21 protein-coding genes are annotated in these 23777 nt (G+C 46.5%); 20 read left to right on the forward strand and 1 reads right to left on the reverse strand.

The window, feature by feature from the left end; all coding sequences use genetic code 11:
- The 20 genes from WAE59_RS22300 to WAE59_RS22395 form a co-directional block, all read left to right on the forward strand.
- The coding region (locus WAE59_RS22300; RefSeq protein WP_337858207.1) for a hypothetical protein at positions 1-632 on the forward strand (632 nt) is incomplete at its 5' end.
- A gap of 19 nt (positions 633-651) precedes the next feature.
- Positions 652-1137 (forward strand): hypothetical protein, encoded by a 486-nt coding sequence (locus tag WAE59_RS22305; RefSeq protein ID WP_337858208.1) that lies wholly within the window; start codon positions 652-654, stop codon positions 1135-1137.
- Between the two features lies 1 nt (position 1138).
- Entirely contained in the window at positions 1139-3811 is a 2673-nt protein-coding gene (locus tag WAE59_RS22310; RefSeq protein ID WP_337858209.1) for an alpha/beta hydrolase family protein, read from the forward strand.
- Positions 3812-3919: 108 nt separating this feature from the next.
- A complete protein-coding gene (locus WAE59_RS22315) occupies positions 3920-4420 on the forward strand; it encodes a hypothetical protein (RefSeq protein ID WP_337858210.1) in 501 nt (166 codons plus the stop codon).
- 166 nt (positions 4421-4586) lie between these two features.
- Positions 4587-5222: a Crp/Fnr family transcriptional regulator gene (locus WAE59_RS22320; RefSeq protein WP_337858211.1), complete on the forward strand. Its 636-nt coding sequence runs from the start codon at positions 4587-4589 to the stop codon at positions 5220-5222.
- A gap of 87 nt (positions 5223-5309) precedes the next feature.
- Positions 5310-5669 carry a hypothetical protein gene (locus tag WAE59_RS22325; protein WP_337858212.1) on the forward strand — a complete coding sequence of 120 codons (360 nt, stop codon included), beginning with the start codon at positions 5310-5312 and terminating at the stop codon, positions 5667-5669.
- An 88-nt stretch (positions 5670-5757) separates the two neighbouring features.
- Positions 5758-6036, forward strand: a complete 279-nt coding sequence (locus WAE59_RS22330) for a hypothetical protein (RefSeq protein ID WP_337858213.1) — start codon at positions 5758-5760, stop codon at positions 6034-6036.
- Positions 6037-6095: 59 nt separating this feature from the next.
- A complete protein-coding gene (locus WAE59_RS22335) occupies positions 6096-6275 on the forward strand; it encodes a hypothetical protein (RefSeq protein ID WP_337858214.1) in 180 nt (59 codons plus the stop codon).
- 1 nt (position 6276) lies between these two features.
- Positions 6277-6885 carry an RNA polymerase sigma factor gene (locus WAE59_RS22340; protein ID WP_337858215.1) on the forward strand — a complete coding sequence of 203 codons (609 nt, stop codon included), beginning with the start codon at positions 6277-6279 and terminating at the stop codon, positions 6883-6885.
- A 106-nt stretch (positions 6886-6991) separates the two neighbouring features.
- On the forward strand, positions 6992-8197 hold the full coding sequence (locus WAE59_RS22345) for a FecR domain-containing protein (RefSeq protein WP_337858216.1): 1206 nt from the start codon (positions 6992-6994) through the stop codon (positions 8195-8197).
- Positions 8198-8422: 225 nt separating this feature from the next.
- Positions 8423-11929 carry a SusC/RagA family TonB-linked outer membrane protein gene (locus tag WAE59_RS22350; RefSeq protein ID WP_337858217.1) on the forward strand — a complete coding sequence of 1169 codons (3507 nt, stop codon included), beginning with the start codon at positions 8423-8425 and terminating at the stop codon, positions 11927-11929.
- A gap of 12 nt (positions 11930-11941) precedes the next feature.
- Positions 11942-13411: a RagB/SusD family nutrient uptake outer membrane protein gene (locus tag WAE59_RS22355; RefSeq protein ID WP_337858218.1), complete on the forward strand. Its 1470-nt coding sequence runs from the start codon at positions 11942-11944 to the stop codon at positions 13409-13411.
- An 88-nt stretch (positions 13412-13499) separates the two neighbouring features.
- Positions 13500-14429 carry an ABC transporter ATP-binding protein gene (locus WAE59_RS22360; RefSeq protein WP_337858219.1) on the forward strand — a complete coding sequence of 310 codons (930 nt, stop codon included), beginning with the start codon at positions 13500-13502 and terminating at the stop codon, positions 14427-14429.
- Between the two features lie 7 nt (positions 14430-14436).
- A complete protein-coding gene (locus WAE59_RS22365; protein ID WP_337858220.1) occupies positions 14437-16746 on the forward strand; it encodes a Gldg family protein in 2310 nt (769 codons plus the stop codon).
- A 27-nt stretch (positions 16747-16773) separates the two neighbouring features.
- Positions 16774-18123, forward strand: coding sequence for a MutS-related protein (locus WAE59_RS22370; protein WP_337858221.1), 1350 nt, complete (start codon positions 16774-16776; stop codon positions 18121-18123).
- On the forward strand, positions 18120-19460 hold the full coding sequence (locus WAE59_RS22375) for a MutS-related protein (RefSeq protein WP_337858222.1): 1341 nt from the start codon (positions 18120-18122) through the stop codon (positions 19458-19460). Before WAE59_RS22370 ends, WAE59_RS22375 begins: the two co-directional genes overlap by 4 nt.
- 124 nt (positions 19461-19584) lie before the next feature.
- Positions 19585-20226, forward strand: coding sequence for a DUF6266 family protein (locus WAE59_RS22380; protein ID WP_337858223.1), 642 nt, complete (start codon positions 19585-19587; stop codon positions 20224-20226).
- Between the two features lie 47 nt (positions 20227-20273).
- Positions 20274-20915 carry a DUF6266 family protein gene (locus tag WAE59_RS22385; protein WP_337858224.1) on the forward strand — a complete coding sequence of 214 codons (642 nt, stop codon included), beginning with the start codon at positions 20274-20276 and terminating at the stop codon, positions 20913-20915.
- Positions 20916-21322: 407 nt separating this feature from the next.
- The gene (locus WAE59_RS22390; RefSeq protein ID WP_337858225.1) at positions 21323-22123 is read left to right on the forward strand and encodes a metallophosphoesterase family protein; all 801 of its coding nucleotides are present in this window, start codon (positions 21323-21325) and stop codon (positions 22121-22123) included.
- Entirely contained in the window at positions 22110-22709 is a 600-nt protein-coding gene (locus WAE59_RS22395) for a hypothetical protein (RefSeq protein ID WP_337858226.1), read from the forward strand. Before WAE59_RS22390 ends, WAE59_RS22395 begins: the two co-directional genes overlap by 14 nt.
- Here WAE59_RS22395 and WAE59_RS22400 read toward each other — a convergent pair.
- On the reverse strand, positions 22706-23749 hold the full coding sequence (locus WAE59_RS22400; RefSeq protein ID WP_337858227.1) for a hypothetical protein: 1044 nt from the start codon (positions 23747-23749) through the stop codon (positions 22706-22708). The two genes, WAE59_RS22395 and WAE59_RS22400, sit on opposite strands and share 4 nt — an antisense overlap.
- Positions 23750-23777 lie beyond the last annotated feature (28 nt).

Genomic DNA, 23777 nt, shown 5'->3' on the forward strand with positions numbered 1-23777 from the left:
TTGTACGACCATATTGGAAAGACGACAAAGGTAAGGCAAACTGGAAATTGATTGAGACGAATGCGAAGCCTTTTGGAAAAGCGGGCGCTATAGCAATTGCTTGGAACAAACCCTATTTTCTTTTTAATGAAGTTGTACTTCCATTTTTAAAAACAAATCCAGGATGGGAATCGCTTCAGAAGAAAGTAGACGGACTGGACATAGAGCGGAGGTGGAAAATCGATGTGTACAAAAATGTTGTAGATTATTACTTGTACTATCCTTTTGGCAAAGACCCCGATCCCAATCTTAGTACGGTAATTCGCTTATTTAACTTTTATCTAACCTATCCAAATAATGGCCTTAAAGATGGTAATAAGGCTAATGATATGGCTTGGATGGCCTTCAACAGGTTTAAAGATACAGAGGATCTGAGGGCAGCCTTGCTGTGGAGTCGAATTGCAATGGGATATTCAGGCGGTGCACCCGCACCTGAAGACATTGATACTTATGCCAATTTGCTCTACAAACTCGGCGAAAAGGAACAAGCCATCCTTCAGGAAACTATAGCGCTTCAAAAGTCTCCCGGTAATAAGGAATTCACAGAAACATTGCAGAAAATGAAAACAGGCTTGAAAACCTGGCAGGAGTAATACAAAAGGCTATACTTATATGAAATTGAAAAAACAAATACGCTGTATGCTTGCAGTAGGAGTGATATTCATTGGCATCCAGGCAAGTGCCCAGTCTGCTAAGTTTATTAGTAGATGGCAAATTATTAAAGGCCAAAGTGATTTTGGTGGGCTAGAGGAGAAGATCGCGGCGCCGAATACCATTAAACTAGCTATGAATGCAGACTCATTATTTGTATACAGGGAGTTTGCACAGATGCCGGTTTTGGAAGAACGCTTGAAAATAGGCGCTCCGGATGTAGAAACACTAGTAGATCAAAAGACACTAAAGCTGTCAGGTGTTAACTGGGACAAAAAGGCAAATCAATTTATTTTTAGGGCTACCTACGAAATTAATGGAGCTCAGTGGGTTTACTGGCGTACAGAAACATGGAAAGTGAAAGGTGAATTATTGGAAGTTCAGCGAACGACTATAATGCCAGATAAAGTAGATCGTGTTAAAGCTGTTTATCAAAAAGTGAAGTAAGATGTATAGATTTTTTTTGAAAGCGCTTGGTGTAGGGTTATTATGCCTTATCGGCCAGCTTGAGGGAACATTTGCTCAAAAGAAACTAATTGGTAACAGTGATTACTGCAACTGGAAACATCTCGAGAAAGGTTCAATAGCGTTATCAGGGAATGGTGAGTTTATATGTTATGGATATGATGATGGTTTGATGAAGCAACACCTTATCGTTGTCGACCAAAAAGGTATGCGGGCTGACACGATGAAGAATGTAGATTTTTCAAATTCTCCTGTTTTTTCGAAAAATAACCGAACACTTTATTTTTCTCTTAGAGGGGATTCCTTGATAAAGTATGATTTGATAAGAAAGACTAAATCGTATGAGAAAGGGGTGTCTAATTGGAAAGTCGTTAGTTCAGATAGACAAGAATATCTCATTATAGGAAAAACTAATCAGCAGCTTGAAATTAAGAATATCGAAAATGTCAAATCTCTGGTAATAGATAGTGTTAAAAATTACGTCTTGAATGCCAGGTCGACTATGATTGCGGTTGTCAGTAATAAGGGAATAGGGTTGGTTTCTCTGTCAGCCATGAAAGTGACATCTGTTGGTGCAGTAAAATCAGTAAAGGAGGTATTGTTTAATAACCAGGATACACACATATTTTTTTATGGACAGGATAAGATAATGTCAGCCTATGTCTACAACATTCCTGAGACCCGGTTGAGCGTTCTCTTCGATGAAAATAATAACGGCCTCCCTGAAGGATACGTTTTTCAGGCTGGTCAATCCGATTACGGTCGTATGGGAAGTACCGCCCAGGCCCAATTCAATGCTGATGGCCAGACCCTGATTTTCCAGTTCGAAAAAAAGAAGACCTCACTAACAGCCCAGAATAATGCTATGATTCCGAAGATGGCTATCTGGCATCCGAACTCAATAGTCATTCCGGACAACCCAAACTATTGTATGGATTTTGCCATTGCTGTCATTAATTTGCAGGATTCCAAACCAAAATTAAAGACAATAGCTACAGGTTTCGTCGAATCAGCTACAGGAACAGGTGATCCTGATCAGATATTTTTTGTTCGGAAGTATGAGGCGGATGACAGAATTTTTTATCAAAAAGATAAGGCGCCTGACTTTCTGCTCTATTCACTTAAATCAGGTCAAACAACCTCTTTTGTTCCTAAGGGACATCTGGTAAAGGGGGGACGGATTTATTTTTCTCCCTCAAAAGGTTTTGCTACGTGGTTTGACGAGGTGTCAACGGAATTTTATTGCTACAGTGTTATCACCCAGGAATTGATTAATGTTACCAAAAACGTGAAATTACCTAATGATATGCGCTATGGCGCTGATGGAGCTTATTTCTACAGGATTGAACCTTACGTTCATGGCTGGACAGAGGGTGACCACAGTTTTATTGTACGTGACCAATATGACCTTTGGGAACTTGATCCAACTGGCATAAAGGCACCTGTAAATCTTACTGGCGGTTATGGTAGGTCAAATAACACCGAATTCCGAACCATTCACCAGGAGATGTCATCAAATTTGAAAAGAGGTGACAGGATTATAGTTACAGCGTTAAACCAGGAAAAGCAAAACGGCTTGGCGGAGATCAAACTGGGCTCAAAAGACGGGCTTAAAATGGGAAAAATGATGGACAAACTGTTATATTGGAACATTGCGGATGCTACATTTTTTAAAAAATCAGATGACCGGACAGATTACCTTGTTATCGGCCAGATGGCTTTGGAATCTCCTAATTTATATTATACGAAAGATTTAAAGCAGTTCAATAGGCTCAGCGATATCCACCCGGAAGCTGAATACAACTGGCTTAAGTCTGAATTGATTCGTTACCCAATGAAGGAGGGAAAAACTGGCTCAGCAATAATATATAAGCCAGAGAACTTTGATCCGATTAAAAAATATCCTGTAATTTTTACCTACTATCAAAAAAGAAGTGACGGACTTCATGAATATTTTAATCCAGGAATGGACGTAAATATAAATGTACCATACTATGTCAGTAATGGTTATTTAGTGGTCATGCCCGATATCATTAACAATGAACCGGGTAAAATTGCCAAAACGACTGTTAATTCAGTGGTTTCTGCTGTTGAGTATTTGAAGCAGTATCCCTGGTTTGACAGTACCAAAATGGGGATACAAGGTCAAAGCTTTGGCGGTTATGAGACTAATATCCTTATTACTAATACTAATCTTTTTGCAGCTGCACAGACATCTGACGGTGCATCAAATCAGGCTGTGTTTGGACAGGCTTTTGAGGCTGGATCGTTGACTTTCGCAGAACGCGGACAAACAAACCTGAATACGACATTATGGAAAAACCCTGAGATTTACCTTGAAAATTCACCGATTTTTCAGGCTGACAGGGTTACTACTCCATTATTATTGACGCATGGCCGTAAAGATACTGCAGTAGACTTCAATCAGGGAGAGAATATGTTTTATGCTTTGAAGCGAAATAGTAAACCTGTCTGGTTAATAGAATATGAGGGGGGCGATCATGCTAATTTCGGAAATGGTAATGGCAGGGAAGATTTCAATATTAGGAGGAAGCAGTTTTTTGACCACTATCTTAAGGAACAGCCAATGCCAATGTGGATGAAAGAACCAGGGAATTTGTCATTAGACTTAGATACAGCAAAAAAAAACAATTAAATAAACTGAGCGCGCAGGCGGAGAATTGTAAACTTAAACAAGTGGCATTCCTTGATCGGCTCTGCCTCGCGCTCTATAATAAATAACAGAAAACAAAAACCAAATTCAATGAACAACGAACCTTTATTGACGCTCCAGGAGATAGAGCGCTTTATGGAGAAACACAAGAACAACTACGTAAATGCCAATGGCATTGAAATAGACCTGACCAATGAGCTGTGTACCACAGCAGTAATCTGGAATGAAGCCCCGGTAAAATTTATCTTAAGCCTGGCAATAGACAGAGATGACCCAAAATTCAGCAAGAAACTGGGCTTGAAGTCTGTAGCAGAACTGGATAACCTCAACATCAATAATTTATGGTCTTATTATATGGGTGGTTGGGCCCATGTATGTGCCTGCACGTTTGAACTCTTCCAGTTTGACTTGATCTTCAAAGCTGTGGGCTGGAAAACACTCATCAGTGCCGATCCTGAAAGAAGCTATCGGATAGGGCTGGAGGACGGAATTTCCAGAGATGTAGACACCTTCAGGGCCTATGTAAAGTACAACTTGTTGCGCTTTTATGAAGAGGCAGAACAGAAAAGAACGGTGATAGATATGAATTGAACAAGCACACAGGTAACATCAGTATCAGTGGCTGCGGCCCGGAGCGGCGCAGCCTTTGAGTATTTGCAGAAAAAGACATGCTCTTTTTTTTCAAAGAGAACATAAAAAATTTTCCAAAAACACTAAAAATACTCAGTAATCATCAAATTAAATTATAGAGCTCTATATGAAAACAAACAAAGTAAAACTGGATCCGGAAAAGATCCTGGAAATGAAAAGGGCCACAGTGGCCTACCTTGAATCCCTGTACGATCAGGTGCCTGAAGAACTGAAAGCACAACTGATGCTGCCCGGAGTGCTGAATACCAGCTGCGGTGCCAAAAAGACCTTCCTCCTGGAACCTGGTATGGATGCCAGCAAAGCCTATTACCTCCATAAAGGGCTCGCCATCTTATATACCATGAGCCGGAAGAAGGGAAAGAAGAAGATCTTTTACATCTGGCGGGAAGGGGAGATCATTGTACTGCTGAAGGCTTTCCGCGACCGCTTGAAAAATAAGGACTTCTACATCCAGCTGATTGAGAACAGTGAGCTGGTGAGCATCACTAACCTTTGTATGGACGACATCTACCAGCAACACATTGCTGCCCATGAGCTGACACGCCGCATCAATGACCTGAAGACGGAACGCCGGGTACGACAGCTGGATATCCTGATGGAGGAAAAGCAGGACCGTTACGTGCTCTTTGTTTCGCTCTTCCCTGATCTTTATAACCGACTGACGGGAGAACAGACCTGTGGTTTCATCGGCATAAACCCCACAATGCTGAAAATTTCGAAAAGGAAATTTCTGGATATTTGATTTGACTATTTTGGTAAAATGGTCAGTATTGGCTAACTAAGCCCTTTTGCCCCTTTTATCTTTGTGGCACATCAAAACCTCAAAATTATGAACAGGTTATCCCTTTCTATTTACCCGAGGCGCAACGGTACCGCCTGCCTGATGCTGAAAGACGCATTGCATTTGTACCGGATCAACCACCTTTTCAATTACCAGTATTTTATCTCCCAACTGGAAGCCATTTGCAGCCGACTGGGAAAGGGCCTCTACCATAAAGAATGCCTGGACATCTTTGATAAGAAGAACAGGCATTGGGTACTGCTCTGCAGTTGCGCCGATCGTAAAGCCGCCCTGGCCTTGTGGTTCGTGTCTTCTGAAGCGATGCATATGCACGCAAAATTCAACTGGAGCGGTGCGGTTTCGGTACTCACTGAGGCTGTTCGCAGGTTAGTGCAAAGGTTGTATTGATTTTCTGCCCATCAGACGCGTTCCACCTCCCTGTGGCGTTTGGGTTTAGCCGCGTTTCTGCGGCAGTTTTATATTAAGTGTTTTTTTTATGAGTTTGGTCTTGGAAAGGATTGAGGTTTTGCTTGGGGAAATGATCAGGGAGCTGAGGATTTGGAATGGGAGTGGAGGCACAAGTCTGAAGACGTTGTGCCAGTGTGGGACATTGTGCCAGTGTGGTGATGAGGACTGGATGACCAAGGCGGCAGTTATGGATTGGCTTTGTGTTTCGGAAAGGACTTTTTCCCGCAGGAGGGCTGCAGGGAGCTGGGTGATGCGGAAAAGTGGAGGGAGATGGTATTATCTGAAAAGTTCGATATTGAAGAAGTAGTGTTGGGCTTATCTTCACAATTACGTAACTTAGAAGACGATTTTGAAAAAATTACCATTATGGAACCAATATCGAGTTTTTTTAAATTAGAGAAAGATCCCTTTTTTAAAAAGGGAATAGATCGGGGGATGCAGGTGGCGACAATCAATAATGCCAGGGAAATGAAAAATGAGGGTATTTCATTAGAGACGATTGTGAAGATAACTAAGCTTTCGGAAGAAGAGGTTCAGAAACTCTAACATGGAGCTAGAGGGCGTGGCAACGCTTGACGAATACAACTGGATTGAGGCATTCCGTCAGGGTGATGAGCAGGCCCTTGCTTATTTTTTTAAGTTGCATTACCGTTCGCTTTGCTATTTCGTGACGAAAATGGTTCAGGACGATACCGAAGCTGAGGATATTGCCGCTGTGGCTTTTGTAAAACTCTGGGAACGCAGGCAGAATTTTGAATCTTCTCAAAGTATCAAAGCGTTCTTGTTCATTACCTGCAGGAATGCCAGTCTCAATTACCTGAAGCAACTCAAGCGCAGGACTGCCGATCAGCAGGAATACATTCATCACTTAGAAGTAATTGATGCAGAAGTGCTCAACCATGTTATAGAGTCTGAATTTCTCAATTCGCTGTATCAGGAAGTAGAACGCTTACCTGAACAATGCCGGAAGGTCTTTACAATGTTGTATTTTGAAGGCCGTAAAACGGATGAAATCGCCATCGCCATGGACCTTTCTGTCAAAACCGTACGGAATTATAAAGCCCGGGCCATAGAAATGCTGCATCATGCTTTCCTCAAAAAGGGTGTTGCCGACGCGCTTTCTCTCGCAGTTTTCCTCTTTATCGGAAAAAAATAAAAATAAATGTATTTTCAATAGGGCGTTTTGCTTTTTTGTGGTTTCTATGTTAGACGCAGGTTAAAAAATTATGAAATCAACCTCGAACAGCGTCTGAGGAATAGAAATGTTTGAAAACGAATTTGATATCGCAACTTTGATCAGTCTCCAGCAGAAAGGCGGACTTAATCCTACTCAGCAAAAAATGCTGGATCGTTGGATTGAGGAAGACCAGGCGAACCGTTTGCTTTTTGAGCAACTAGGCAATGCGGAACTTGTACAGGATAAGCTTGCCGAATTTAGCAGGATCGATGATGAAGCCGCCTGGCTAAAGCTGAGTGCTACGCTTGCAGCTGCGACACCACAAACCAGACATATACCTTTGTGGCCAAAAATCCTGGCCGCTGCCGCTGCAATAGCGATGATCGTATTTGGACTTTGGTTCTTTGAATTTGGCGGGTTGCCGGCTTCGCAAAAGGTGGACTGGGTGAAGAATGATATCGCACCGGGTCGGAATGGTGCGACACTGACGCTTTCCTCTGGAGAGGTGATTGTGTTGGATGGTAGTAAGTCCGGGGTCGTGATTGCTGCGTCGAACCTGAAGTATGACGATGGCGAGATCCTGAAACAAGTTCAGGATGACGTGATAGGAAGTCGTCAGTCTGAACTTGTTTCAGAATCTCAGTTGACCGCGAGTACGGCAAAGGGACAGAATTACGAATTCAGACTGTCTGACGGAACGAGGGTCTGGCTGAATGCCGGTTCTAAACTCAGTTTCCCAAGGACTTTTAAAGGTAAACAACGTAAGGTCTCATTGACCGGCGAGGGCTATTTCGAAGTGGCGAAGGATCATAAACACCCTTTTATTGTGCTTAGCGGCGCGCAGGAACTGGAGGTCCTGGGTACGCATTTCAACATCAACAGCTATGCGGATGAGCGTTCTGTGAAAACAACTTTGGTGGAAGGCCGCGTAAGAATAGGCCTCAAAGGTGATGCGCAGAAAGGCAATGGCGCAGCGCAAATGGTGCTGATCCCCGGTGAACAGGGGCTGCTGACAGCGGGTCAACTGGCTAAACACAGCGTAGATACCGAAGAGGCATTGGCCTGGAAAAATGGCTATTTCAGGTTCAATGATGAACCTATAGCCAGTGTGATGCGCAAGCTCTCACGCTGGTATAATATTGATGTAGTCTATGAACCTGGTGTATCCAACGAAAACCTAAACGGAAGGATCTCCATGAGCAACAACATCAGTCAGGTGCTGAATGCCCTGCAAACTACCAAAACCATTCATTTTAAAGTCGAAGGAAGGAGGGTCACCGTTATGCAGTAAACTTACTTCAGCGGAGCAGACCAAAACAAAAAAGTCAGGAACCGTTCGTTGCGGATACCTGACTCTGATCTGGCTGCTCATCAATTGTTAAAATCGATCAACTACGCGATACCCCCTCCATCTAGACAATGCAAGGGTATTCGCCTCAACCAAACCAAACAAATGTACAATTTTTATAAACAAAAATTATGTACGCCCTCGGGCTACGTAGCTAAATTTCTGTTGATGATGCGGTTAACCACCTTTATTCTTTTTACAGTCATCATGCAGGTAAGTGCAGGTTCTTTCGCACAGCGGATCAGCCTGTCGGAAAAAAATGCTTCACTGGTCGCTGTTTTCGACAGGATCAGCAAGCAGACGGGTTTCGATTTCATCGTAACCAGCGATATGCTTAAGCAAGCCAATCTGGTAAGTATCAGGGTCAATAATGAAGAGGTGTCGAGCGTGCTTGCGAAAATATTCGAGAAGCAACCACTCGACTACTCGATCAGAGACCGCATTGTGGTGGTCAGCAAAAAGGAAAAAACAGTAATTGGACATGTTGTTGATTTTTTAAATAGCTATACCTTGCGTGGGGTGGTGCTGAATGAACGCAATGAGCCGCTGGCAGGGGCCAATGTAATCGTTAGGGGCCAGAACCGTGGCTATGGTACGCTTGAAAACGGAAATTTTATGCTGGAAGATATTGGCGGATCTGAAATGCTGATCACTTCATATGTGGGTTACAAAAATGATTCATTGATGCTCAGCGGTCAGCGGATGGTAACGATCAGGATGGTGCCTTTGTCGACAAAACTTAGAGAAGTAGCGGTGCTGAACACCGGTTACCAGAAGCTTGATAAAGAACGCGCGACAGGTGCGTACAGCAAACCGGATATGCAGGTGTTCAGTGAGCGTGTGGGTACCAATGACATCATCAACAGACTTGAAGGTCTTGTGGCCGGTGTTGCCGTAAGCCCCGGTCCGGGAGGCAGGGGTGCCAATCGGTATGGGACTGGAAACAACCAGCAGAGTGTGATCCGGGGACTAAGTTCGGTAAACCTCCAGAGTGAGCCGCTGTACGTACTGGACGGAGTACAGGTGCCTAACTTGAGCTACATCAACCCCAATGACGTGGAAGATGTTACGGTGTTGAAAGATGCTGCCGCTGCTGCCATCTACGGTGCCAAAGCGGCCAACGGAGTAATTGTTGTGACGACCAAAACCGGCAAAAAAGATCAGCAGGTACACATCAATTACAATGGGGCCTTCAGCTTCAACGGCAAGCCTAAGTATAACGAAGGGTTTTACATGAACAGTGCCCAATATATTCAGGCAGCGAAGGAGACTTTCGATCCGGTCGCTTATCCGATCGCCCAATTGTCGTACAATTACATTGCCCCGCACGAGCAGATATTGTATAACCTGAACAGAAGCCTGACCACAGAGGCTCAGGCCAATAAGAGTCTGGACAGCCTCTCCCGCATCAATAACCGCTCGCAGATTAATGACCTGATGTTCCAAAATTCTTTCAGTACCAATAATACGGTTTCAGCGTCGGCCGGTAACCGCGTGTATTCAATTTACAGCTCGATATCTCATGCCCATACCCGCAGTACCACTCCGGGTGATCTGAACAATAATTTTTCCCTGAGCTTAAATCAGACGCTGAACCCCAGTAACTGGATGACCATCGGTTTGAATACGGGTCTGAACAATGGCCTTGCCAGATCAAAAAGGCCTGTAAATGTGGGCACTGGCTTCCTCCCTTATCAGTTGTTTGCCGACGATAATGGCGATGCCTTGCGCATGAACTACATGGTGGGCTGGGCGCCGGAACGCCTGGCTGATTACCAGCTGCGCAGCCGCATCAACCTGGATTATTATCCGCTCAATGAACTGGATAATGGTTTTTCCAAGGGTAACCTGTTAAATGTAAACACTTCGGCTAATGTAGGGATCCGCTTCTGGAAGGGGCTGAGCTTTCAGGGTACCTATGGTTATCAACGCAGTACCGGAACTACGGAAACGTACCAGGATATCAGCAGCATGGATAGCCGTAAGGAACTGCTGAACTTTACGGTGGCCCGCAGTGCCAATGATATACCAGTGTACTATCTGCCTGCAACGGGTGGCAGGTTTTCTGTGGCGGACCGGAGCTCCCAAAACTGGACATTAAGAAACCAGCTAGCCTTCAACACCGTTCTGCGTGGAGGGAAAGATCGAATCAATATACAATTGGGTAACGAGGTACTGGAGCAGTCAAGCGTGCTGAATACCACAGTACGCAGGGGCTACAGTATCGAGATGAAGACGTATAGCCTGCTCGACTATGTGACCCTGGCCAAGCCTTTATTTGGTGCAATCGGTTCGGGATATTCGATGTTTAATGAAAAGCCCTTTGACAGGCTTGCGGAGAAATCACGCTTTATGTCCTACTTCGGCTTATTTAACTATGCCTTCAATGAGCGCTACATGCTGGACGCGAGCATACGCCAGGATAAGAGCAGTTTGTTTGCCTCCGACCAATCGGCGCAAAATAAACCTGCTTTCAGCATAGGTGCCAAATGGTTGCTGACTAAGGAGCGCTGGATGGCCCGGCAGACCTGGTTGAACAACCTTGGACTTCGTGCTACTTATGGGGTAACGGGCAATTCGCCATTCCTCGGTGCAGGCTCTACATTTGATATCCTCTATTCCGGAAGGGACAATGTACTGGGCAATTACCTCCACGTGAACTCGCCTGCCAACAACAAGCTGAGCTGGGAAGCAACCCATACCTGGAACTTTGGAATGGATTTCGCAGTGCTTCGGGGCCGTTTTACGGGTAGTACTGAGCTGTATTTCAAGAATACTAAGGACCTGTTGGGACAAGTGGAGTATAATCCCTTTACGGGGAGTTCGAGCACCCGCGGTAATATCGGTAACATCAAAAATTCCGGTGTGGAGCTGACGCTGAACAGCCGTAACATTCAGGACCGCAATTTTAGCTGGTCGACCGGTATGGTGTTTAGCTACAACCGAAACAAACTGGTCTCGTATTCTGTACCTTCACAGTTTCTGGTCGGTGCCAGTTCGCAACTGGGTGCCAGTTATCTGGTAGGATATGCGAGAAGGCCGGTTTTCGCTTACCGATATGCCGGACTGGACAACCTGGGCGACCCGCAGATTTTTAAGGCCGATGGCTCTGTGAGCAAGGAACCGAATACGGCCTTACCTGAAGATTTGATCTATATGGGAACCGGGCAGCCGAAATATAATGGCGGCCTGAGCAACACCTTCCGCTATAAATTTGTATCGCTAACGGCAAACCTGATCTATAATTTAGGGGCGGTAATGCGCAAGCCAACAGAAAACTATACCGGGCGCCTGACGGTGGGCTCTTTCTCTGATGGCAACCGCCTGGCGGAATTTGCCAATCGCTGGAAACAGCCCGGGGACGAGGCACGTACCAATGTGCCTTCTTATGTGAGCAATCAGGGGACTAATTACAGCCGCCGTGATCTGTCGTATTACGCTTACGCAGACATCAATGTGATTAGTTCAGATTACCTGAAACTTAGGGATGTGACGCTGTCTTTTGACCTGTCCCGGTCATTATTGGAACACATCCAGGTTGAAAAGCTAAGCTTTTTTGTACAGACTGGCAACTTTCTACTGTGGAAGGCCAATAAGGAAGGAATAGATCCGGAATACGGCGGAGGAGAAAAAGGCGGTCATGCCTTTAGTTTGGGTTTAAATGTTTCATTTTAAAAAGAGAGCGTCATGAAAATTAATATATACCGTTCTGTGATCTTCGGTCTGCTGTGCCTCGCGTTCAGTTCCTGTAAGAAAGATTTTTTAGTCATCGTTCCCGAAGGGCAGAAGGTGGCAACCAGCACCGAAGACTATCGCTTGCTGATGGCCGACCCTGCCCTGGCATTGTACAATTTTGCAGGTGGCTGGCAAGGACAGGCGATCATGGGGGACGATGTCGCAGCCGAATCGAGCATGTTTGGTCAGGCCCAGCTCCCTACACAGGCAGCTTTTCGCTGGGACAACCAGATCTTTCGCATCGAAGACAAGGATTGGACGACCGACAACTGGCTGGAAAATCTATATCAGCTGAATAAAGTGATCAATGAGGTGCAGGCTGCCAAAGGCGGTGATGCCCAGTTGAAAGACGAAATAGAAGCCGCTGCCAGGGCTAGTCGTGCCTGGGTATATTTCCAGCTGATTAACCTGTACGGTAAGCCTTATCTGGCAGGAACAGCTGCTACTGATCTGGGTTTTCCGATTATCCTGACTTCTGACATTACAGTGGAGCAGTTTAAGCGAAACACGGTGCAGGAAGTGTATGAGTTCATCATCAAGGAATTCAGTTCTGCAATTCCGAAATTACCGATGAACCCGGCAACAGGCATTCAGTTCAATAAATCGGCGGCGGAAGGGATGCTGGGTAAAGTATACCTTTTCATGGGTAGAAATGCGGATGCCTTGAGTAGCTTCAACGCAGCGTTTGCCGACAATGCCCTCCGTGCGGTACCGGCAAAACTGTACGATTATGTGCTGGAGTTTGGCAGCGGAGGCAAGTTTACGCCTATCAATTATGACGGGCCCAACAATTCGCCAGGCAATAATTACAATGATTTTACTGAATCGCTGGTTTCCAGGCGTTTCTACAACAGCTCGTATTCCGGAAACGGATTTGGGAATGATGCGTTTGTACTGGATCCTAAAGCCCAGGCCTTGTTTGGCAATGCCGACCTGCGCCTGAAGTTTTACGCGCCTGAGTTTCCATGGAGCACGCCGAACCCTTCGGGACGCTTAAGGAAATATGGGGTGACTTATAGCGCTTTTGGCCTGCAGATTTCGGAGCTTTACCTACTGCGTGCAGAAGTAAAAGCCCGTACCAATGACCTCTCTGGTGCCGTGGCCGATCTTGAAATGCTGCGCAAAAACAGGATGCCAGCTGCTGATGCGACTGTACCTTCCGCTATAGCAGGCAACCAGATTAACCTGATAAAATATGTGTTTGAAGAACGTATCCGTGAATTTGCGATGGAAGGTTACCGCTGGTTCGATATGCGGAGACAGTCGGTGGACCCCATCTTTGCCGGACAGGTGCATACGCATACCCTGTATAACTTTGAAGCGGGAACAAATACGGTGTTTACGCTGAGACCGGAACGATTGACCCTGCGTCTGCCGCAGTACATCACCGATAAAAATCCCGGGATGCCAAATAATCCTTAATAATCACAAAAAAGGTGATCCTGTGGCTACATCTTACATGTGGCTATAGGATCGCTATACCCAGAAAATCAAAATAAATCAAATTTCAATGAACCAAAGCATCGTAAAAATTGAAAATCTGTCGCACCGCTACAGTCGCGACTGGGCCATCAGGGACATCAACTTCGAGATCGCCCCGGTGGGAATTCTCGGTCTGCTGGGCTCCAATGGAGCGGGGAAGTCGACCACTATGAATATCCTTTGCGGGGTGCTGAATCAAACAGAAGGCAACGTCTATATTGATGGCATCGACCTGCGGGAACAACCCGAAGAAGCTAAAAAATTGTTAGGCTTCCTGCCTCAGAATGCGCCCTTGCACCTCGACCTCAGTGTCAGTGAGTACCTGACCTATTGTGCACATATCCGCAATATAGATCCTGAAAAGGTACAGAAAGCTGTAGAGGAGGTGATGGAGAAATGTGGTGTGGCCCATTTTGGCAAGCGCCTGCTGCGCAACCTGTCTGGCGGTTACCGCCAGCGTGTGGGCATTGCCCAGGCCATCATCCATAAACCAAAACTGGTAGTACTGGATGAACCCACTAATGGATTGGACCCCAATCAGATATTGGAAGTACGTAAACTCATTCGTGAGATTGCCGAAGAGCGTGCAGTGTTGTTTTCCACGCATATTTTATCGGAAGTGCAGGCAATTTGTAAAGAGATTCGAATGATAGAGAGTGGGAGGATGGTCTTTGCCGACAGCATGGATGCCTTTAACAATTACATCATGCCGGACACCATGCTGGTGTTTATGGATAATCCGCCGGCGAAGGAAGAACTGATGGCCATTCCGGGCATTACGGGAGTGGAAATGCTGAACGACCGGAGTATCAGGCTGCGCTTTAAAGCTTCTTCTTCGATTTCGAAGGAACTGATCAAAATGAGTGTACACAAAGGCTGGGAACTGAACGAAATCATGCTGGAAAAAAGCTCGCTGGACGAGGTGTTTGCCCAGTTGTCGAATAAATCTACTAGATAAATAGAACATGAGAAAAATTTTAAAAATAGCGAAGTTAGAACTGAGCATCCTTTTTTATTCGCCAGTGGCCTGGCTGGTGCTGGCGATATTTATGATTCAGTGTGGGCTCAGCTTCCTGGACAATCTTCAGGGCATCAGTATGTCGCTCGGGCTGGGCTACCAGACCAGACCTATTACGGGCAGCCTTTTTGGCGGCACTTCGGGATTATTTGGTACCATACAATCGAACCTATACCTTTACCTACCCATCCTGACCATGGGCCTGATGAGCAGGGAAACCAGCAGCGGCTCAATTAAATTACTGCTTTCTTCACCTGTCAAATTACGTGAGATCATCATCGGTAAATACCTGGCGATCATAGGGTACGGATTATTGTTGATCCTGGTGCTGGCGATCTTTGGATTGATCGGTATGTTTTCTGTAACGGATGCAGACAGCGGCCGCATCATTGCCGGACTTTTTGGTCTTTACCTGCTGATCTGTACTTATGCGGCAATCGGACTGTTTATGTCCTGCCTAACCACCTACCAGGTAGTTGCGGCCATCAGTACGCTGGCGGTATTTGCGCTGTTGAGGTTTGTGGGGGCACTTGGCCAGAACATCGACTTTGTTCGTGACCTGACCTACTTCCTTTCCATCTCTGGCCGTACCGACAAAATGATTGCCGGACTGGTGACGACCAAAGATGTGCTGTATTACCTCATCATTATTTCGTCTTTCCTGACTTTGTGTGTGCTGCGCCTGAAAACGGAACGTGAACTGAAACCCTGGAGCGTGAAAGCCGGACGGTATGCTGGACTGATCTGTGCAGCGCTGCTGCTTGGTTACCTGAGCTCCAGACCTCTGCTGACTGGTTACCTGGATGCTACTGCTGCCAAATCCCTGACCATGACCAAGAACAGTCAGGAGATCGCTAAGCAGGTGAAAGGCGAACTGAAAGTGACTACCTATGCCAATATGCTGGCACCGTATGTTTGGAACGTGTTGCCGGCGGCGCGAAATGCCGACCTCAACCGTTTGGAACAGTTCAAGCGATTTATTCCCGGAATGGAGGTTAGCTATATCTATTACTACCAGAAACCTCTGGACTCCAATTATGCAGAGTACCGCTACAATCCAAACCTGAGGGGGATCTCCAATACAGATAAGATTGCCGATCAGATGGCCACCAATATGGACATTAACCGGAAACTGTTTATTTCCCCGGCGGAGATGGACAAACAGCAGGATCTTAAATCAGAGGGTTATCTGAACGTACGTAAGCTGGAATACAATGGCAAAAGCACCTTCATCCGTTTCTATACGGGACTGGGTGAGCAGGATCCTTATCCATCGGAGGCAGAATTTATGGCGGCAGTAAAACGCCTGCTTGTAAAATCACCTAAAGTGTTGTTCCTAAGCGGCAACAATGAACGCTCGATTACCGATAATGGTGACCGTGGTTACGAGATGATCAGTGCCCGGAAAGTGCGGAGGTTGTCGCTGCTCAATCAAGGTTTTGACATTGATACGCTGGACCTGAATACTGCAGACATCAACCCTGATGCTGATGTGGTTGTGCTCGGCGATCCGACACAACCCTTAAGTGCAATTGCGCAGCAGCGGCTCTCAGCCTACTTGAATAAGGGCGGGAATATGCTCATCAACGGGGATCCGGAGCGGATTGCGGTGCTGAACCCAGTATTGCAAGGTTTGGGGGTACAACTGCGCCAAGGTACATTGGTAACGGGCAATCGCAAATTCAGTCCTGGCTTTGTATCAGGTTTCGTGAATCAAGGTGCAGCTGCGCTGGATTCCAACCTAAGCCGCATGTCCCGGTACGGTGTGGGTGTAGCCATTCAAAATGCTGCAGCGCTGGATTATCAAGGTGCTTCCGGATTCCAGGTTCATCCTTTGCTGATGAGCCCGAAAGATGGCTGGAACAAAGTTGCCAGCATAGATCCGACGGCCCCGGCACTCCGTTTCGATGCGGCAGCAGGAGATCAGCAGGCTGAGTTCCCCATCTCGCTGGCACTGAGCAGAAAGATCAATGGCAAGGAGCAGCGTATAGTAGTCTCCGGCGACGCAGATTTCATGAGCAATAGCGAACTGAACCGTGGCAAACGCGGAGAAAACGAATATTACATGCAGGGGGTATTCCGTTGGTTGTCGAAGGGTCAGTTTCCCATCGACGTGACCAGGCCAGAGCCAAAAGACATGACCCTTGAGGTAAGCAGGGAAGACATCACGGTGATGAAGTACATCTGTCGTGGCGTAATCCCTGCACTAATCGCCATTTTCGGTGCTATTCTGTTGTTTAAAAGGAGAAGACACTAAGTTGATTTAATCAGAAAGCCAATCGATATGAGTTTCAGTACAGACCAGCAAACGCTGAATGACCTGAACATTACAGGAAGGCCGGGCAGTAGCTCGGTCTACCAGTTGTTCAACAATACCTATACCCGTGGAGGAGCAGATTTGCTAGAGCAAATGTTTCTTTACCCCTTGTCGGAGGTGGAAGCCATCAATGAAAGGGCAAGCATCTTCCGGTATTTCAGTTCAGTAGCCCGAACATTTCCCTTTAAAACAGAGCAGCTTGACAGTACTGAGCTCTACCTCAGCATGACTGACGAGCGGACCAGACTCTCCAGGGAAGAACACAGCCTGGCCAAGCGTTTTAGCCAGTTCATTTCCCTTGACGGAGATTATCAGATGATCTATAACGGCATTACGGCAATTCTGGAACTGCTGCAGCAATTGAACAGCTTTGTGCAGGAAGCAGGAGCTTTCGCCGCAGGGACAGCCTATGAAAACAGTTTGCAGGACATGAAGGCACTGTTTGCCGAGCCGGATTTCCATGCCCTGCTCCAGGAGAAGCAGGGCGGCAAACTGCCTTACGCTACTGTAGCCGAGTATGACCATGTGCTGCGGTTCCGGCAGTGGCAGCGTTTGAAGACCATGCTGAGCTGGATCTACCAGATGGACGTGTATATTTCTGTTGCAGAGGTCGCTTTGAAGCATCAGTTCGTGTTTCCTGTGGCCATGCCAAAAGACTCGCATACCGTTGTCCTGGATCAATTGTATCACCCCCTGGTGAAAAATGCCGTAGCGAACAGCATCCGGATAGACCCCGACAGCAATATTGTGTTCCTTACGGGCGCGAATATGGCAGGTAAATCTACCTTCATGAAATCCCTGGGAATTGCCATGTACCTGGCCCATATGGGTTTTCCTGTGGCCGCAGCTGCTATGCAATTTTCGGTACGGGACGGGATCTATACCACGATCAACCTGCCCGATGACCTGAGTTCCGGCAACAGCCATTTTTATGCCGAAGTACTGCGGGTGAAAACCATCGCAAAAGCGCTGAGTGTGGCCAAAAACCTGTTCATCATTTTCGACGAACTGTTCAGGGGAACAAATGTAAAGGATGCGGGGGAAGGCACGATAGCACTCACCGAGGCCTTTGCCAGGAAACGCAACTGCATGTTTGTGGTTTCCACACACATTATAGAAGCCGGTGAAGTGCTGAAGCAGCGCTGCAGCAATATCAATTTTGTGTATCTGCCTACACGGATGGAGGGGCAAAAGCCCGTGTATACCTATCAGCTGCAGCAGGGAATCACTGCAGACCGGCATGGCATGATCATCATCAATAATGAAAAAATCCTGGAAATTATCCGAAGCAGGAGCAAGTCAAAACAAATACTATGAGCTTTATTGCAGACAAACAAACACTGGAAGACCTGAATATTCCGGGGAGGTATAAGAACAATTCGGTATCCAGGCTATTTGACCATACCCTGACTGCCGGGGGCAGCAGGCTCATGGAAAACCTATTTCAGTATCCCCTGACAGATGCAGAAGCCATCAACCAGAGGTCCGCTATTTTTGAGTACTTTACAGGGCTTGAGCTCAAGCTTCCCTTTGATGCGAAATCCTTTGCTCTGGTAGAAAATTACCTCCGTTCTGGCAGTGCAGGAAACCAGCTTAGTGCAGGAATGGCCATAGGAAGCAAAAGGCTGCTTCAATTGCTGGCCCAGGACAAGGATTATGAATTGCTGATGAATGAAGTTTGCCAGACCATCGCGCTGCTGAACCAGTTCCATGCATTCAGTCTGAGCCTGGATGTGCAGGGAAGCCCTTATGAAGGAGAATTCCTCAGGATCAAAAAGCTTTTCGGGGAGCCGAGGCTGGCCTGGCTGCAGCGGGAGGAAGGCGTTCAACAATTGTCCTTCTTTAAACTGGTCCGCTATGATTATTTACTGAGGTCAGGGCTGCACAAGGAGATGAAGGAACTGACGACATTAATCTTTCAGCTGGATGTATACCTGGCCGTATCCGGCGTGGCCTTCCGCAAGGGCTTCAGGTATGCAAAAGCTTTGCCTGCCGAATCACATCAGCTCATTGCGGAACAGCTGAGGCATCCGGCCCTGGAAAATGCCAGGGGGAATGCCATATCGCTGACTGAGGACTGCAATGTACTGTTCCTGACCGGGGCCAATATGGCCGGCAAATCTACCCTGATGAAATCGATCGGGATCGGCATATATCTGGCGCATATGGGATTTCCTGTGGCCGCTGAGCGTATGGAATTCTCTGTGAAAGACGGACTGTATACTTCTATCAATGTTCCCGATAACCTGGGGATGGGCTACAGCCATTTTTATGCAGAAGTACTCAGGGTTAAGAAAGTCGCGGAAGAAGTCGCTTCAGGAAAGAACCTCGTGGCAATTTTCGACGAGCTCTTTAAAGGAACGAATGTGAAGGATGCCTATGACGCCACACTTTCCATCACCGAAGCATTTTCCGATACTTCTGAATGCTTTTTTATTGTATCTACACACATCATAGAAGTAGGGGAAAGTCTGGCGCAAAGACGGAAGAACTTTAAGTTCGTGTACCTGCCTACAGTCATGGATGGGCATGTGCCCCGCTATACTTACCAGCTGGAAGCCGGGATCAGTTCTGACCGGCAAGGCATGATGATCATTCAGAATGAAGGGATCATTGAGTTGCTGAGCTCAGAAGAAGCGGTTGCAAAACGCTAAATACAGCCAATTTTCAGTCAAGCCCGGCCAATTCCAGGACCGGGCTTTTTTTTGCTTAATGCTTTGGTTATGTTTGTATTGCTGCGCAGCAATTAACAGAATTATTTACCTTAAATTTCTAATTATGGGATTTTTATTAGGAGGTCCATTCTACCATTTACAGGGAAGGACCGGAAACAACGTGGGCCGCGTAAGGAAAGGCAAGAATGTCTTTTCCATGCGACCTGCAAAAACCAACAAACCAGCTACTGAAGCCCAGCTGAACCAGCGGATTCAGTTTGGTTTGATGAACGGATGGCTCGCTAATTTTGCGAGTTTCATCAAGCTGGGTTTTCAGCAATTCGATGCGAAAATGTCGGCAATGAATGCCGCAGTACGGTACAATATGGAACATGCGCTCAGTGGTGTGGCTCCGCTGTACACGATCGACTACCCGAAAGTAATGCTCAGTAGGGGGCAGCTTCCGGTACCCAATTCGATGGATGTAGAGAGCGGTACGGGACAAAGCCTCGATTTTAGCTGGGGTCCGACATCCGATACCGAGCTGGCGAAGCCCGGGGATCTGGCCGCATTTCTGATCTTCAATGAAGACAAGAACCGTTTTGTGGTATCGGTAGGTATGGCGACGCGGTCGACACAGGCCTATGCGCTGCTGCTGCCGCAGGATTTCTCCGGGGACACGGTCCGTTGTTATGTGGCTTTTGTGTCTGCTGACAAAAAACTGGTGAGCAACAGTACTTACCTGGGCGCAATGCCTGTGGGTTAAACATTTGGCGTCGGTTTTCGGGCCGGCGCCTTAATTGATTTTGAAAAATGGCAATCATTAGAAATGGAATTGCGGGAACGGTAAGCGGCAAACTCGGGAATACGGTCATGTATACGGTACTCAATAAGACTGTGCTGCGCATGACCGGCAAACGGAGAAAGGTGGATTCACCAAAACAACTTAGCAGTCAGCGGGGGATGAAAGTGGTGAATGCTTTTTTAAAGCCCTTGAAGCCCTTCATACGGATTGGCTTTCATGCCGCGGCAAGGGAGGCAGAGATGTATGCCATGAATATGGCTGTATCCCATCATATGAAACATGCGCTGAAAGGGGAGTATCCCGACCTGAGTATCGATTACGAAAAGGTACTGCTCGCTAAAGGCCCGTTGCCCGGTTTGGAACAGCCAAGGCTTGAGCTGGAAAATGAAGGACTGTCTATTCGTTGGGAAAGTTCGATGGATCCCGATGCACATCCTGCTGATCAGTTGATGCTCCTCGTTTATTTTCCGGTTTTGTCGGAAGTATGCTACAATTTATACGGAGCAAGGCGGATGCAAGGTTACGATTTTCTTGAACTTCCTGCTAAACCGAAACAGCATCCGATGGAAATCTATTGTGCGATGGTATCGGCAGACCGGTCGAGGGTTTCCGACGGCCGTCATCTGATTTTGGCAAATAAAAATTCGTAAAATAAATTTGTTGCAAAATTTGGTAAAGATTAAATTTTCTTTCATATTTGATCATCGTTAGGCTTTTGGCCTGATGATCAATAGGGATGATTAGCGAGGGACGCGGTGGATACCGAGTCCCTTTGCTTTTTTATAAGGTTTTTTCCGGGTGTTTCCTGCTGATGAAATGTTGTAAAAAGAAAAACGGGAGTAAATCAGAATGATCTACCCCCGTTCTAAATTAACGCTCTCGGGTACAAATATAGGACTTAGAAGTTGAGTTCAAAATAAAATCGAAATTTTTCTTGAAGAAGCGGTTGGGACTGAACAGTTCAATCACAGATATGTTAAGATAATGCCATATAAACGCAGAAATGCTGTTTTGGTAATATGCGTTGGTATTTTCGCTGCATAATGTACATCCTTCTATGAGATTTTTTGTCCTGTTTTTGATAGGCTGTTGTATCAGCTTAGCCAGTTGTAATCATTTTGAATATAGTCCTGATCAGGTATTTGACAGGAATTCCTACAAAGATATTAATGCGAAAAACCTTGCCCGTCTGGGTCCGGGTGCGGGTGATGATACCGTGAGGTTTGTGCTTACCGGAGATAGCCAGCGGTCCAGGGACGAGACGGTAGAATTTTGTAAGAAAGTAAACAGTATGCCGGGGATTGACTTTGTGATCCTGGCCGGCGACATCTCGGAGTTTGGCGTCCTGAAAGAAATGGAGTGGATCTCCAGGGCCCTGAAGAGCCTGAAGCCGCCCTATGTGGCGGTAATCGGTAACCACGATATGACGTCGAGGGGACGGGATGTGTTCCTGAACATGTTTGGGCAGCTGAACTATTCCTTTACCTATGGCGGCCTGAAATTCATCTGCCATGATACGAACGGCAGGGAATACAAATTTAACGGGAAGGTGCCCGACCTGTCCTGGATCGATCAGCAATTGTTGCCCCAACCCGGAGTCGATGCCTATATTCCAGTATCCCATGTGCCGCCCAATTCGGAGGATTTTGATCCCGAGCTGATCACAGCTTACACGCAACGTTTTACTGGAGATCCGGCGGTGCTGGCCTCGCTTCATGCGCATACGCACAACTATGATGTGTTCTATCCGCAAGGGTCTACAACTCCCTTCCTGATCACAGGGGCAATGGGCAGCAGTGAATTTTTATTAATCGAAATCGTGAACCGTAAACTGAGTTTTGAGCGTGTATTTTTCTAGAATTGCAGTGATTGGCCTGCTGTTGACCTTTGGTGCATTGCGCTCCCAGGCACAGGCATTTAAATTTTTGGTGCCGGATGAGGCCATTGTACAGTTTGCCGGAAGCATCGGCTACCTGAGTGCCGGGGTAGGTTATGACCTGTTTAAGAACGAACGAGGAAACCTGGACCTGAACTACGGCTTTGTGCCTGGAAGTAAGGGAGGAGTATTGAACATCGCAACAGTGAAGTTTGCCTATAAGCCCTGGATGATCAAGGTGAAGGACTGGGCGAAGATCTATCCCGTAAATCCCGGAGTGTTTGTGACTTATACTTTTCATGAAGAACTCTCTTATCGCTTTAATGAGGACCAATATCCCAAAGGCTATTACTACTGGTCGGAGGCGATAAGACCGCACCTTTCGTTCAGCAACGAAATTGAATTCAATACAGAAAAGTTACTGAAGGGAACTAAAATAAAGGCGATCAGCGTGTATTCAGAATTCAATACCAATGATTATTACCTGATCAATTACTTCCAGAACATGTCTGCACTGACGCCTTCTGATATTTTTGCCCTGGGGATCGGTCTGCGCGTTAAGTTCTAAAGCTTGACCTGGCGGATGATGTTTTTGACATTGAGTTCGATGATATCTGTCATGGTCTGGCAATCGGTGTATTTAATTTCCTGAAAATAATCAGCCATGCCGGCTTTCAGGCTTGCAATGTTTTCAGGCGTAGTGAGCACTTCGCCATTGGAGACATCCCTAAGGTCGGCCAGACGATGCCTTTCGCTCCTGACGCGGTGCAGTAGGGAAGACTTTTCTTCCTGTTGGTATTGCTGATAGGTTTTGTCGGTCAGCTGCTCCATGCAGAGCTTGACATAGGGAAAATTCTCTTTGAAGAACTGGGGCAGGTATACTTTAATGTTGCCCTCGTAGAACTGCTGATCGAAATCAATGGCCCTGATTCGGAACTGGATGTCGTCGAAATCGGGCGTGATCTGCACGACAAAATTGTAGGCCCGCATGTCGCCGAGAAGCATCACCAGACAGCGTTCATTGAACTTGACAAACTCTTTGGCAATCCGCGTAGGGTTGTATTCCGGGTTGTGCAGGTAATTTTTGGCGAAGACATCACCCGGGATGCCCGCAATGTGTTCTTCGATGAGCGTATCGCGGTCGACCAAATAATTGACCTGATTGGGGGAGAGGATCTCCTCCAGCTCGAGGCCGTAGATGCGGGAGGCATCCGCTTTCTTGACATAGAAATAATCATATACATCATTGAGGCGGTTGACGATCCGCACCCTGAAGGGGTTGGTATTGCCAAAGGTGCAATATTCAATCCTGTCGATGTATTTGTGCTGTACAATACGGAGGTTTCCGGAAGCTTTCAGGTTGGCATAGATCACCTTTAAACCATTGTTCAGTTCTTCCAGCTGACCAGAAGCATAGATGGGCGCTTCCCAAAGGGAATCTTTACCATTCTTATCCATAATGGGATAGGCTTCATCGAAGACCAGGAGGTCAGCGTAACCGATGGGGAGCCGGGACTCGCGCTGATAAGTCTTGAGGTATTTCTGCAGTTCTGCGGAAACGGGAAATATCGGCTTCTTCTTTAGGATCTTGATGTCTTGTGCTTCCATTCCCAGCAATTTATAAATTTTATGACCA

Source organism: Pedobacter sp. GR22-6, from assembly GCF_037402555.1.
Taxonomy (GTDB): domain Bacteria; phylum Bacteroidota; class Bacteroidia; order Sphingobacteriales; family Sphingobacteriaceae; genus Pedobacter.